Below are 12,767 nucleotides of genomic sequence, written 5' to 3'. Positions count from 1 at the left end.
GGGCGCCGAAGAGACCTGGGACAAGGCAACGCGAGCAACGACGGCGAGTGCGTCGAAGTTCCTAGGGCCTTGCCCGCGCACCGACAGGCCCCTGGCCTCGACGGCGAGCCCCCGGCCGGGCGTCCGCCCGTCGGCTCCGCTGTCATGACGGCTCTCCCGCTCACCCGGTGAACTCGGCCACACGCCCCCGACGTCGTTTGACCTTCACCCCGGCGGCAAGGCCGAGGGTGGCGTGCATGGACACATCGACGACGACTGGCGCGGAGCAGGAGCCGCGGGGCGGCCGGTGGGCGCTGACGGTGTTGACCCTGGGGGCGTTCACGCTGGGGACCGGCGAAATCATGATCGCCGGCTTGCTGCCGGACATCGCGGCCGCCGCCGGCGTGCGGCTGTCCACCGCGGGGCTGCTGGTCAGCGTGTTCGCCGCCACCGTGGTGCTCGGCGGCCCGGTACTGGCGTTGACCACCGGCACGGTGGGGCGGCGGCGGCTGCTGGCTGTATTTCTGGCACTGTTCGTGGCCGGAAACGCGGGGGCGGCCCTGACCTCCTCGTTCGCCGTGCTGATGGGAGCGCGGGTGGCGGCGGCACTGGCGCACTCGGCCCTGATGCCGCTGCTGGTGGCGCTGGCCGTCGACGTGGTGCCTGAACACCGGCGGGGCACCGCGGTCGCGCGGGTGTCGCTCGGCCTGAGCCTGGCGATGATCGTCGGGCTGCCACTGGGCACCGCGGTCGGCCACCGGCTGTCATGGCGGGCGGCGTTCTGCGCGGTGGCGCTGCTGGCCTGCGCGGCGACGTGGCCGCTGCTGCGGGTCGCCGGGCGCGCCGCCGCTCCGGTCCCGGGCGGACGGACGGCCGAGCTGCGGGTCCTTGGCGACCGCCGGGTGCAGAGCGTGGTCGCGGTCACGGTGCTGAGCGCCGCGGCGGCGTTCACCGCCTACACCTACATCACTCCGCTGTTGACGGACGGCGTCGGCTTCGGCACCTCGACGGTGACGGCGCTGTTGCTGCTGTTCGGCATCGGCGGCACGCTGGGCAACCTGCTCGGCGGACGGCTGGCGGACCGGTCGGTTACGCGGGCGGTGTGCGCGGGAGTGGCCGTGCTGGCGACCGCCCTGCTGGCGCTGGGCGCGTCCACGGCGAGCAGGCCGCTGGCGGTGATCGTGCTGTTGGTGTTCGGCGGGGCCTACTACGCGGTGATCCCGGCGGTGAACACCCGCATGGTGGCGGTGGCCTCCGACCGGGCCTGGACACTGGCGCTCACCGTGCAGAGCTCGGCGTTCAACCTGGGGATCGCGGTGGGCGGCTGGCTGGGCGGCCAGGTGATCGCCGCCGGTGCCGCGCTGCGCTGGGTCCCGGTGACCGGCGGCCTGGTGGCCCTCCTCGCGCTGGCGGTCGCCCTGGCCGAACACCACGGCCGGCACCGCCGCATCGCCCCGGCCCAGGCGGTCCGGGCGGCCGAGGACCGAGACGCGATGCGGGAGGTGACCGCGTGAACGCCGTCAACCGGCGCGTCATCGCCGAGTTCCGCGCCGGCCACGGCCAGGTCGGCGGGGTCTTCGCCGGTCGGCCGCTGCTGCTGCTGACCACCGTCGGGCACCGGTCCGGGCTGCCGCGCACCACGCCGCTGATCTACCTGCCCGACGGCCCGGATCGGGTGGTCGTGTTCGCCTCCAACGGCGGTGCGGCGGCCGCTCCGGCGTGGTACCGCAACCTGACCGTCCGTCCCGAGGTCACCGTCGAGATCGGTGCGAGGGTGCTCCGGGCGCGCGCCGCCGAGGTCACCGGACCGGAACGGGACCGCCTGTGGGCGCGGCAGGTGGCCGCCGACCCCGAGTTCGCCGCCTTCCAGGCCCGCACCGCGCGGCTGATCCCGGTCGTGGCGCTGACCTGGTGCGAACGCGCTTGACCTTGACGTCAACGGCAATGTTTATGCTCCCTCCCGGACGCCTCGGTGTCGGAGACCGTCCGGGGAGGAGCGACATGCTGATCGGGGAACTCGCCCGCGCCACCGGGACCACCACGCGCGCGCTGCGCTACTACGAGGAGCAGGGTCTGCTGCGGCCCGAGCGCTCGGCCAACGGGTACCGCACCTACGGCGACGACGCCGTACGCGTTGTGGCCAACATCCGGCTGCTGCTGGCCGCGGGCCTGACCACGGAGGACCTCCGTCTGATCGACGGATGCCTGAGGGACGAGATGTTCGGCGACCACGCTTGCACCGACCCCACCCCCAAGATCGAGGTTTTCGAACAGCGCCTCGCCCTGCTGCAGCGGCGCATCGCCGAACTGACCGCCGTCCAGGACCGGCTCGCCCGGCGTCTGGCCGAGCTGCGCGAGACTCCGGGCAACTCCGCGGTGCCCCGGCGCGCCGCCGTCACCCGCGCCGCCTGACCGCACCGCCCCGCACGGTTCCGTCCGTCAGTGGTCGGTGCTGGTGCGGGTGGGCGAAGTCGGGCGTCCAGGTCGTGCCGTCCTCGGAGGACTCGCAGCGGGCGTGGACGGTGTCGGCGCCCGGGTTCAGTTCGCCGGTGAAGCGCTGGTGGAAACCGGGGGCGGCATGCCACATCCTCCAGACGCCGTAGGCGTACAGCATGCTGAACTCCCCGGTGGCCTCGTCCAGCCCGATGACGGCGGACCGCCAGGTTGACCAGCGTGGCGGTGCCGGCATTGCCCAGATGCCGCCTCGTCACTGGCCTGCTCCTTCGGGTGGCTCTTCTTCGTCCGGTTGCTCGTTCTCCAAGCCACCGAATGCGATATGAACTCATCGTGATTGCTTGATTACTGATAGTTTGCGGCGCGTGCCGACTTCAGATCACGAGCTGCCGTTGGAGATGGTCCGTAACCGGCCGCAGCTCGTCCCCGAACTTCTGCGCAGCGTCTTCGGCCTCGATGTGCCCGGCGACGTCCAGGCCACCCTGACGTCGGAGACCTATGCCGACACTCATCCGGCCGAGCTGCGCTGCGACGCCACCGTCCTGCTGAACGACCCCGACACGCCCAGTCTCGGCGTCGTGGTGGAGTCACAGCTGCGGGCCCGGGAGGAGAAGACCTTCAGCTGGCCCGCCTACCTGGCCCTGTTGCGCCTGCGCCGCAGATGCCCGGTGACGCTGCTGGTGTTCTGCCCCGACCAGGCCACCGCGCGAAGCTGCGCCGCCCCGATCGATATGGGCCACCCCGATTGGGTGCTCAAGCCCCTGACCGTCTATCCCGAGATCCTGCCGCCCATCACCGACCCGGCCACGGCCTGCCGCCTCCCCGAACTCGCCGTGCTCAGCGCCCCCGCCCATGCCGACGGCCCGCACGCCAGAGCCGTCGTCAGCAGCCTCTCCGCCGCCCTCGACGCCCTCACCGGTGACACCGGTGCGTTGTACCATGACTACGTGATGTCGCGGTTCTCTGACGCCGCCCGCAAGCTCCTGGAGGAGACTGTGAAGCTCGACAACTACGAGTGGAAGTCGGAGTTCGCCATCACCCACCGGGCTGAGGGTCGGGCCGAGGGCGAGGCCAGGTCGGTGCTGCTCGTGCTGGAGGCCCGCGGCATCGCCGTTCCGGACCACATCCGCGACCGCGTCACCAACTGCAGCGACCTGGACCAGCTCGAACGCTGGGTACAGCGCGCCGCTATCGTCGACACCGCCGAAGAGCTCCTCGCCTGACGGCTCCCCCACGCTCCGCGAAGGTCCCCTTCGTCCACCGGATGTTGCAGCCGCCCCGAATCGGCGGCCTGCTGCACAGTCCACCCTGCATGCGGCACTGCTGAGCAACCTACGGCGGGGCCTTCCTCCGATGTGGGGAGCGTTCGGGGCGCGGTCGTTGACGCTTTTCGACACCAGGGGCGTGACCTCTTGCGTAGAGCGCGCGGTCCAATCGTCTGGTGTGGGTGGCAGTCTGTAGAAGCCAGAGAAGCCTGAACGGGTTGAGCCGGGCGGTTCTGCCCGTCCCTGCGGCTACCAGGACTTCTTCGAGCGTTACGGCCGTAGAGCATCCCCACCCCGCGAGATCACGTTCTGGCTGACGGCGGGGCTGCTGCGTGCCTGGCGGATTTCAGCTCAACCTCACGCGCCGCCGGGAGACGGCGGGCTCGAGCGCATAGAGGGGGCGTCGCATCGGTCTTGGTGCGCGTCTCTGGAGTCCGCGCACCGCTCGTTCGGGGCGAGCGTGCCGCTGCGGTGTCTCGTGGTCACGGGGCTGCGTATGTAGCCGCGCAGGTAGGCGGTGCCGAGCTGGGGCGCTGACACGCCGTCCCCTTCGGGCTGCACCAGTTCCCGCGACACGGCTGGACGCGGCCACGGTGAACGTGGCCGCGTCCAGGGCTCCCGGCGGCGAGCGTCAGGTCGCGTGGTTCCCGTGTGGCCGCGTACTCGGCTGGGGTGTACGGGCGGGACGAGGCGACATGACCTGCTCGCGGAAGGAGTCGAATCTCACTCGATCTTCAGTTCGTCGGCGGTGAAAACGGCGAACCGTTGCCGGGGTGCTTCCACAGACCGCTTGTCGGCGGGTCAGCGACGGACGCCGCGCTGGCCTCGCCGCTGGAAGGCGGCGACGGCGGCGACACCGATGACGGCCAGACCGACCTGGAAGACCAATTCGATCCAGTCGACGCCGGCCGTGGTGGCCACGCCGACGCCACGGGCGATCGCGGTGCCCACCAGGGCGGCCACGATTCCCACGACGATGGTCATCAGCATGCCGATGGGCTGCCGGCCGGGCAGCACGAGTCGACCGAGCGCACCGATGATGGCGCCGATCACAATGGCCGTGATGATTCCGGTGACGGTCACAGTCCAGCCTCCTTTAATTCGGGATCGCTGCTCCCTCTATGCCCCACTCTGTCGCTTTACACATTCGCGGCCCCGAATGGCTCGCCTTGGCCTCGGTTTGGACCTCCGCCCGGTGGACTGCGTCCCGCCTCCTGCCGGGCCTTCGGCGCACGCTCGAGTCGCCGACGCGGAGGTGTGGCCGAGAGCCTCGGGGCCTCGCACCAGGACCTTCGTGTGGTGGACCGAGCACCGCAGCTGCACCACCCCTGACGCTGGGGCCGGTGCTGCGGCAGGTGGCTTTGCCCGTGGGGCGACGGGGTGCAGGCGCCTTGGCAGGCGCGCCGCGCGTCGGTTGCCTCGTCGAGATGAGGAATTGCGGGTTGCCCTGAGGCGGGACCCGCCGGCTAACGGTCGGCCTCACATGGGAGGCAGCGGCAATAAGGGGCGGGGGCGCTTGGGCGACGGAAGAGATCTGGTCACTGGGCGGTCCAGCCGCCGTCGACGGCGACGAGGGCGCCGGTGACGAAGCTGGCGGCGTCGGACGCCAGGAAGGCAACGGTCTCGGCGATCTCCTCGGGGCGGCCGATCCGGCCGATCGGGTGAGCCGGGCCGAACGAGGCGAGCATCTCGCGGCCGTTCTCGACGACGCCCTCCATGATGTCGGTGTCGATCACCCCGGGGAGCACGGCGTTCGAGCGGATGCCCTTGGGGCCGCCCTCGACGGCCAGCACGCGCGTGATCTGGGCCAGGGCGCCCTTGGACGCGGCGTACGCGGTCTGCGTCTCGAAGGCGACCACCGAGGAGACGGAGGCGATCGAGACGATCGCGCCGCCGCCTCCGGCCTCCATGACGCGGAAGGCCTCGCGTGCCTGGACGAAGTTGCCGCGGGCGTTGACACGCAGGATGCCCTCGAAGTCCTCGACGGTGGTCTGGGTGATCGGCTTGTTGAGCGTGCGGCCCGCGTTGTTGACCAGGATGTCGAGCCGGCCGAACCGGTCGGTGGCCAGCCGCATGGTCGATCGCGCGACCTCCTCGTCGGCGACGTCCCCGACGAGCGCGGCCACGTTGCCGGGATCGGCGGCGGCGAGTTCCTCGACGGCCTCGGAGCGGTCGGTGACGACCAGCCGGGCGCCGCGGTCGCGCAGCAGAACGGCCGTGGCGTGGCCGATGCCGCGCGCGGCGCCGGTGACGACCGCGACCCGTCCGGTCAGGTCCCAGGAGGCGGGATGGGGCGTGCGGTTCTGGGGGATGGTCATGGAATCCTTATCAGTGGTGGATGCGGTCAGCGTTGGCGGACCGGCCGGACGACGATCTCGTTGACGTCGACGTCGGCCGGCTGCGCGAGGGCATAGGAGACGGCCCTGGCGATGGCGTCTGGTTCGATGGCATGCGCGCGGTAGGTGCGCATGGCCTCTGCGGCGCCGGGCTCGGTGATGGAGTCCGCGAGTTCGGAGGTGACCACCCCGGGCGAGACGGTCGTGACCCGGATCGAGGGGTCGGACTCCTGGCGCAGGCCCTCGGTGATCGCCCAGGCGGCGAACTTGGTGCCGGAGTAGACGGCGCTGGTGGGCACGACCTCGTGTGCGCCGATGCTCGCGATCGTGACGAAGTGCCCTCCGCCCTGTGCGATGAAGACGGGCAGGGTCGCGGCGATGCCGTGCAGCAGCCCGCGGACGTTCACGTCGATCATCCGGTTCCACTCGTCGACCAGCAGGGAGTCGAGCCGCGACAGCGGCATGACCCCGGCGTTGCCGACCAGGACGTCGACCCGTCCGAAACGCTCTTTGGCGAACTCCACGAAGGCGGCGAAGTCCTCGCGGTCCGTCACGTCGAGCCGCACCGGGTGCAGGCCGCCGCCGGAGCGGGCGGCGGCGTCCGCCGTACGTTCGGCGAGTTCCCGCAGACGGGCGGTCCGTCGCGCGCCCGCGACCACATGGTGCCCCTCGCGTACGAGCCGGGCGGCGACGGCCTCGCCGATGCCGCTGCTGGCCCCGGTGATGAGGACGACCTTGTGGTCGGACGGGTCGGGTGTTGTCGGTTGGTTCGTGGCCATGGCCACGACGTTGGCGGAGTCGTGCGGCGTATGGGAGGGCGCCGTCCTCGTGGGAGTGGCGCACCCAGGAAGCCGGGCGTCCCGCGACCTACCATGGCGAGCATGACACGCTCCGATCTCGGCGCCTACCTGCGGGCCCGGCGGGCACAGGTCACCCCGGACGAGGCGGGCCTCCCCAGCACCGGGTACCGGCGGGTGCCGGGGCTGCGGCGCGAGGAGGTGGCGTCGCTGGCCGGGGTCAGCGTCGACTACTACATCCGCCTGGAACAGGGCCGTGAACGCTCACCGTCGGCGCAGGTGATCGACGCTCTGGCGGCGGCCCTGCGCCTGGGAGAGGACGGCCGCCAGCATTTGTTCCGCCTGGCCGGGCTCAGCCCGCGCGCCCGGACCGCCCCCGCCAGCGACCGCGTCGACCCGAGCCTCCTTCAGCTCATGGACGCCTGGCCGCACAACCCGGCCATCGTCTACAACCGTGCCTACGACGTCCTCGCGTCCAACGCCATCGCCGACGCGCTCTTCGCCGACTGGTCGCACTCGCGCAACCTCATGCACATCGTGTTCACCGACCCGGCCGCGCGGGCCTTCTACCGGGACTGGCATGACGTCGCCCGCAACTCCGTGGGCGGCTTCCGCCTCGGCTACGGCGAGGCGCCCGACGACCCGCGGGTGCGGCAGGTGCTCACCGAGCTGCTCGAACGGAGCCCCGAGTTCGCCGACCTCTGGGCCCGTCACGACGCTCGCGGCAAGGCCCTCGAACGCAAGCGTTTCCACCACCGCCATGTCGGCGCGTTGACGTTGACCATGCAGAGCTTCGCCGTCCGGTCGAGCCCCGGCCAGGAACTCGTCGTCTACCACGCGGAGCCGACCTCGGCGAGCAGTGAGGCCCTCATCCTCCTCGGCTCGCTCGCCGCCACCTCACGCCAGCAGACCTAGTCTTCGGCGGCTCCCCGTCGATCCGGGGCCACGCGGTTCGGCGAGGCTCCGCCCATCGCTGGAGGCATCCCTCACGAGCCGTGCGCATCGCCGAGGCCGTGCCCGGCAGCCCGCCGCCCACGCCGGGCTCCGCGCTCGCGAAGCCGAGGTCGGTCAAGTCCAGTCGCAGGCCCCAGGTTGTTGGTCATGTCGCGTCTTGGCATGCGCGGTTGAAACCGCGATGTCCTCGGCTCGGCTGGGCGCTGGGCGGGAGCGTGACGGCGAGTCTCGGGCGGCCGACCGCGGCCGCGGGTTCGCGAACTCTGGCTGGTCGGCTTGATGCCGGTGTTCAGGCGGGAGTGGTGGAGAGGCCGGGGGCCGGTGGTCGGCGGAGTGGGTCAGTCTTCGGTGAGTTCTCTGGTGATCTGGTCGATGCGCTGGATCCGGCCGTCGGGGGCCAGGTGGCCGAACATGTAGATCTCCGCGGCGAAGGTCTTGCCCTTGCGCAGCCTGGTGCGAAGGGTCCACCGCGCGGCTATGCGGTCGCCCGAGAGCAACGCCTCGTGGATCTCGACGGCCGGCCGGTCGCCGGATGCCATGTGCGCCGCGTCGACGTTCCTGCGTACGGGGCGGACGTGGTCGATCATCCGTTGCCGGTCGATCACCAGTCCGTCGTTGCGGTACTCGAAGTCCGGGACGAAGTAGCGGTCGAGGATCGTGCCGGGGTCCTCGTCGGAGACGGCCATGTCCCGGGTGTAGGTGACCAGGAAGTCGGCGAGGTCGTGTTCGGAGCTGATGCCCATGAAGCCGCCTTTTAGGAGTACGTCATACGCTTACGATTCGGCCAACGTACTACACCCCCGTAGGGTTCCGGCACCCCGAACGTTCACCGAAGGCCGTGGCGATGCTGTTGCCGCGAGGCCGCAGGCGCCGGCGGGTGCGCCTGCGACCTCGCGAGCCGCGGACTGGTCGCCGATCGGCGGGTCCTCGTGACGGGCGCCGTGGTGGGCGTGTCGCGGGGAATCGCCGGACAGAGGGGTCCGGAGGTCGTGCGGATTCGGGCGGAGAGGCCTCGGCCGCCGGGGGCGCGGGCGATCATCGCGTCAGGGGTCGGGGGTGTCGTGGTCGGCGTAGGCTCTGGCCAGTTCTTCGGGGGTCATGCCCAGGCGGGCCTTGGAGGGTGGGATGCCCGCGGCGATGATGTCGCGGAGCAGGGCGGCCATGGAGTAGTCGGGGTCGGCGCGGGCGGCGCGGTCGAGGGAGACGTTGGCCAGGCCGCCGTCGCCGACGGTGAAGGCGGCGAAGGCCAGCAGGCAGGCGGGGCCGGGTACGTAGGGTTCCTCGACGCGGCGCAGCACGTACCGCCAGAAGTCGATGTCGGCCCCCGGCGCGTCCTCGTCGATGCGGACCCAGGCCTCGTCGCGGACGCGCATGCTGGTCAGCAGGACGCCGAGCCAGGCGACGTCGTCGTCGCTGGGAGGGGCGTCGCGGGACGGAAGGTCGGCGAGCAGGGCGACGCCTTCCTCGGCCATGCGGGAGCGGATGCGGGCCGGAGACAGGCCCTCGCGGGCCCAGGCGAGGAAGCGGCGTTCGGCGCGGTCGGTGGCCTGGCGCATCGCGGCGCGGACGGGGCCGTCCAGCGGGGCGACCGAGCGGGCGAGTTCGTCCCGGTCCGGGAGGGCGACGTGCCCGGCGAGGGTGGCCTGGGCCGCGACCGCGCTGGCGGTGATGTCGTAGGGGCGGCCTTCGGGCGGGCAGCAGCGCTGGTCGACGCAGGTCATGGACCACCAGCGCCCTTCGGCGACGCGCAGCGCCTCGACGACCTCCACGCCCTTGGCGGTCAGCGTCTCCCAGACGTCCGCGACCGCGGGGGCGACCGGGTCGGCGGGGCCGTAGCCGAGCACCAGGGCGCGGCGGAAGTCGTTGCGGGCCAGGACGCCGGCGGTGCGTTCGCAGCCCGTGCGGCTGGTCGGTAAGTCCAGCCGCAGGGCGCACGTGTTGTGCGGGCCGTCGAAGCCGACCACCACGAGGCTGTCGGCGGGGTGGAATCCGAGCAGGTAGGGAACGGCGGCGATGGCGTCCTGGGGCGACCGGATGACCAGCGGCCCCGTCGTTGTGTCCGTCATGCCATCGAGGTTCGCAGCCCGCTCACCCCTCGCGACAGACCCGTCACCGATTGTGGATAACTCCGCGCGTCAGGCGTCGAGCACCTGGTGTTCGTGCTGGACCACCGGCGGCAGCGTGGACCACGGGAAGTTGATCCAGCGGTCGGTCCGGCGCCACACGTACTCGCACTCGACCATGGTGCGGGGCTTCTCGTAGATCACGGCGCAGCGGACGTCGGCCACGTGGTCGGCGCAGAAGTCCCGGACCAGCTTGAGGGTGGCGCCGGTGTCGGCGACGTCGTCGGCGACCAGGACGCGGGCGCCCGACAGGTCGACGGCGTTGGGCACCGGGGGCAGCATCACCGGCATGTCGAGGCGCTGGTCGACGCCGGTGTAGAACTCCACGTTCATGACGTGCAGGTTCTTGACGTCCAGCGCGTAACCGAGGGACCCCGCGACGAACAGGCCGCCCCGGGCGATCGACAGGATCAGGTCGGGCCGGTAGCCGCTGTCGGCGACCGCCTGCGCCAGCTCACGGCTCGCCTGCCCGAACAACTCCCAGGTCAGGACTTCTCTTTCAGCAGACACGACCCCTATCTTGGCCGATGCCCACGGCTGCTCGTGCACCCAGGGGCGTTGAGCGTCCCGCTCCCGAGGGGGCGCCGGGAACGGTAGCGTTGGGCGACGTGCCTGCCCCTGATCTGCTGTCCGACGCCCTCAGAGACGCTCCGCTCCCGGACGTCGCCACGCTCCTGGCCGCGGCCGTGGAGGCCGTCGGCGGGGCGGAGCGGCCGGGGCAGGTGCGGATGGCCGAGGCGGTGGAGAAGGCCATCGCGTCCGGGGAGCACCTGGCGGCGCAGGCGGGCACCGGTACCGGAAAGTCGCTGGCCTACCTGGTTCCGGCGATCCGCCACGCGGTCGACAAGGACACGACGGTGGTGGTGTCCACGGCGACGATCGCGCTGCAGCGCCAGCTCGTCGACCGGGATCTGCCGCGGCTGGCGGAGGCGCTGACGCCGCTGCTCGGCGTGGAGCCCAAGTTCGCGATCCTCAAGGGGCGGCGCAACTACCTGTGCCTGCACCGGGTGCAGACCGGCGCGCCCGAGGAGCCGGAGGAGGGCGGGCTGTTCGACCCGCAGCAGCTGTCGGTGCTGGGACGCCAGGTCAAGCGGCTGAACGAGTGGGCGGACGAGACGACGACCGGTGACCGCGACGAGCTGGTGCCGGGCGTGAGCGAGCAGGCGTGGCGCCAGGTGTCGGTGACCGCGCGCGAGTGCCTGGGGGCGCAGCGCTGCCCGCAGGGCACCGAGTGCTTCGCCGAGCAGGCGCGGGCCGAGGCGGGCGAGGCGCACATCGTGGTGACCAACCACGCGCTGCTGGCGATCGACGCGCTGGAGGACTTCCAGGTCCTGCCCGAGCACGACGTGGTGATCGTCGACGAGGCGCACGAGCTGGTGGACCGGGTCACCTCCGTGGCCACCGACGACCTGAGCGCGACGGCCGTCGAGGTCGCGGCGCGGCGCTGCGGCCGGCTGGTCGAGGAGGGCGTCGCCGACCGGCTCAAGGAGGCGGGCGAAGGGCTCGGCCTGCTGCTGGAGGAGATGCCGCCGGGCCGCATGGACGTCCCGTCACCGGCGCTGGGCAACACCCTGGTCGCGGTACGGGACGCCGCGCACGCCTGCCTCACGGCGCTGGGCCCCGAGCGCAAGGAGAACGACCCCGGGGACATGGCGACGCGCAAGGCCGCGCGTTCGTCCCTGGAAGACCTGCACGACACGGCCGTACGGCTGCTGGACGCGTTCACCCCCGAGATCGCGGCGCGGTTCGACGTGGTGTGGCTGGACAAGCCGTTCGCGCAGGAGGGGCGGCCGCGGCGTCCGCCTTCCCTGCACGTGGCGCCGATCGGGGTGGGCGGGCTGCTGCGCACCACGCTGTTCGACCGGCGCACCGCGATCCTGACGTCGGCGACGCTCACGCTGGGCGGTTCGTTCGAGCCGCTGGCCCGGCAGTGGGGGCTGCCTCCGCTCGGCGGCGAGGAGAAGGACGCGCCCCTCCCGGCCGGCGGCGACGCCGGGAAGGGCGCCGAGGCCGCGAAGGACGACGACAAGATGGCCTGGTCCGGGCTGGACGCGGGGTCGCCGTTCGATCACGCCAAGGCCGGGATCCTCTACGTGGCGCGCCACCTGCCCCAGCCGGGACGCGACGGGCTGACCGACGCGTACCTGACGGAGATCACCGAGCTGATCGAGGCGGCGGGCGGGCGGACGCTCGGGCTGTTCTCGTCCATGCGGGCCGCCCGGCAGGCCGCCGACGAGCTGAAGGACCATCTGTCGCACCCGCTGCTGTGCCAGGGGGAGGACTCCACGTCCCTGCTGGTCAAGCGGTTCGCCGAGGACGAGCGGACGTGCCTGTTCGGCACCCTGTCGCTGTGGCAGGGCGTGGACGTCCCCGGCCCCTCCCTGCAACTGGTGATCATGGACCGGATCCCGTTCCCCCGGCCGGACGACCCGGTGACGTCGGCGCGGCAGCGGGCGGTGGCGGCGCGGGGCGGCAACGGGTTCATGGCCGTGGCCGCCACGCACGCCGCGCTGCTGCTCGCCCAGGGCGCGGGCCGTCTGCTGCGGTCGATGAGCGACCGCGGGGTGGTGGCGATCCTCGACCCGCGGCTGGCGACGGCCCGTTACGGGACCTTCCTCAAGGCGTCGCTGCCGCCGTTCTGGCCCACGACCGATCCGGACGTCGTCCGCAACGCCCTGCGGCGCCTGGACGCCGCCGTGACCAGCGCCTGACCCGGTTCGCGGCCAGGAAGCCCGTCCAGTGGGCGGGCGGCCCCGCCCGCCCCCGGACGTCGGGCCGCTCCCTGCGCCCGCACCTGGTCGCGGTCGCCTGTGGGCGGTCGAGCAGGAGGCCGGCATCCGCGCCGCGCGCGCCCGCTTC

Annotated in this window: 13 protein-coding genes; 6 read left to right on the top strand and 7 right to left on the bottom strand. The window is 72.1% G+C overall.

The genetic code is table 11. The annotated features are described in order from the left end of the window. The first annotated feature begins 236 nt into the window (after nucleotides 1-236). The 3 genes from ABZ801_RS21895 (at nucleotide 237) to ABZ801_RS21885 (ending at nucleotide 2,391) form a co-directional block, all read left to right on the top strand. The gene (locus tag ABZ801_RS21895) at nucleotides 237-1,493 is read left to right on the top strand and encodes an MFS transporter (protein ID WP_360700507.1); all 1,257 of its coding nucleotides are present in this window, start codon (nucleotides 237-239) and stop codon (nucleotides 1,491-1,493) included. Beyond that, nucleotides 1,490-1,906 carry a nitroreductase/quinone reductase family protein gene (locus ABZ801_RS21890; protein ID WP_360700504.1) on the top strand — a complete coding sequence of 139 codons (417 nt, stop codon included), beginning with the start codon at nucleotides 1,490-1,492 and terminating at the stop codon, nucleotides 1,904-1,906. The genes ABZ801_RS21895 and ABZ801_RS21890 overlap by 4 nt, the downstream gene beginning before the upstream one ends. A gap of 74 nt (nucleotides 1,907-1,980) precedes the next feature. Continuing rightward, complete coding sequence (locus tag ABZ801_RS21885) at nucleotides 1,981-2,391, top strand: MerR family transcriptional regulator (protein ID WP_360700501.1); 411 nt, start codon at nucleotides 1,981-1,983, stop codon at nucleotides 2,389-2,391. On the opposite strand, the gene ABZ801_RS21880 is transcribed toward ABZ801_RS21885, so the two are convergent. Then, nucleotides 2,375-2,668, bottom strand: a complete 294-nt coding sequence (locus ABZ801_RS21880; protein ID WP_360700498.1) for a hypothetical protein — start codon at nucleotides 2,666-2,668, stop codon at nucleotides 2,375-2,377. The genes ABZ801_RS21885 and ABZ801_RS21880 overlap by 17 nt on opposite strands. Nucleotides 2,669-2,798: 130 nt before the next feature. On the opposite strand from ABZ801_RS21880, the gene ABZ801_RS21875 reads away from it, so the two are divergent. Next, the gene (locus ABZ801_RS21875) at nucleotides 2,799-3,656 is read left to right on the top strand and encodes a hypothetical protein (RefSeq protein WP_360700496.1); all 858 of its coding nucleotides are present in this window, start codon (nucleotides 2,799-2,801) and stop codon (nucleotides 3,654-3,656) included. A gap of 843 nt (nucleotides 3,657-4,499) precedes the next feature. Here the strand turns inward: ABZ801_RS21875 and ABZ801_RS21870 are convergent. The 3 genes from ABZ801_RS21870 to ABZ801_RS21860 form a co-directional block, all read right to left on the bottom strand. After that, nucleotides 4,500-4,781 (bottom strand): GlsB/YeaQ/YmgE family stress response membrane protein, encoded by a 282-nt coding sequence (locus ABZ801_RS21870; RefSeq protein WP_344947403.1) that lies wholly within the window; start codon nucleotides 4,779-4,781, stop codon nucleotides 4,500-4,502. Nucleotides 4,782-5,236: 455 nt separating this feature from the next. After that, entirely contained in the window at nucleotides 5,237-6,016 is a 780-nt protein-coding gene (locus ABZ801_RS21865) for a glucose 1-dehydrogenase (protein WP_360700493.1), read from the bottom strand. Nucleotides 6,017-6,042: 26 nt separating this feature from the next. Then, entirely contained in the window at nucleotides 6,043-6,813 is a 771-nt protein-coding gene (locus tag ABZ801_RS21860; RefSeq protein ID WP_360700491.1) for an SDR family oxidoreductase, read from the bottom strand. Between the two features lie 102 nt (nucleotides 6,814-6,915). On the opposite strand from ABZ801_RS21860, the gene ABZ801_RS21855 reads away from it, so the two are divergent. Then, nucleotides 6,916-7,746 (top strand): helix-turn-helix transcriptional regulator, encoded by an 831-nt coding sequence (locus ABZ801_RS21855; protein ID WP_360700489.1) that lies wholly within the window; start codon nucleotides 6,916-6,918, stop codon nucleotides 7,744-7,746. A 377-nt stretch (nucleotides 7,747-8,123) separates the two neighbouring features. Here the strand turns inward: ABZ801_RS21855 and ABZ801_RS21850 are convergent, their stop codons facing one another. The 3 genes from ABZ801_RS21850 to ABZ801_RS21840 form a co-directional block, all read right to left on the bottom strand. Further along, the gene (locus ABZ801_RS21850) at nucleotides 8,124-8,528 is read right to left on the bottom strand and encodes a nuclear transport factor 2 family protein (protein ID WP_360700486.1); all 405 of its coding nucleotides are present in this window, start codon (nucleotides 8,526-8,528) and stop codon (nucleotides 8,124-8,126) included. Between the two features lie 300 nt (nucleotides 8,529-8,828). Further along, complete coding sequence (locus tag ABZ801_RS21845; RefSeq protein WP_360700484.1) at nucleotides 8,829-9,851, bottom strand: DUF4192 domain-containing protein; 1,023 nt, start codon at nucleotides 9,849-9,851, stop codon at nucleotides 8,829-8,831. Between the two features lie 69 nt (nucleotides 9,852-9,920). Next, on the bottom strand, nucleotides 9,921-10,418 hold the full coding sequence (locus ABZ801_RS21840; protein ID WP_360700481.1) for a phosphoribosyltransferase: 498 nt from the start codon (nucleotides 10,416-10,418) through the stop codon (nucleotides 9,921-9,923). Nucleotides 10,419-10,516: 98 nt separating this feature from the next. On the opposite strand from ABZ801_RS21840, the gene ABZ801_RS21835 reads away from it, so the two are divergent. Beyond that, complete coding sequence (locus ABZ801_RS21835) at nucleotides 10,517-12,619, top strand: ATP-dependent DNA helicase (protein WP_360700478.1); 2,103 nt, start codon at nucleotides 10,517-10,519, stop codon at nucleotides 12,617-12,619. The last annotated feature ends 148 nt before the right edge of the window (nucleotides 12,620-12,767 follow it).

Source organism: Actinomadura sp. NPDC047616, assembly GCF_040642915.1.
Classification (GTDB): Bacteria; Actinomycetota; Actinomycetes; order Streptosporangiales; family Streptosporangiaceae; genus Spirillospora; species Spirillospora miaoliensis.
This window is presented reverse-complemented; position numbering and strand designations above follow the sequence as displayed.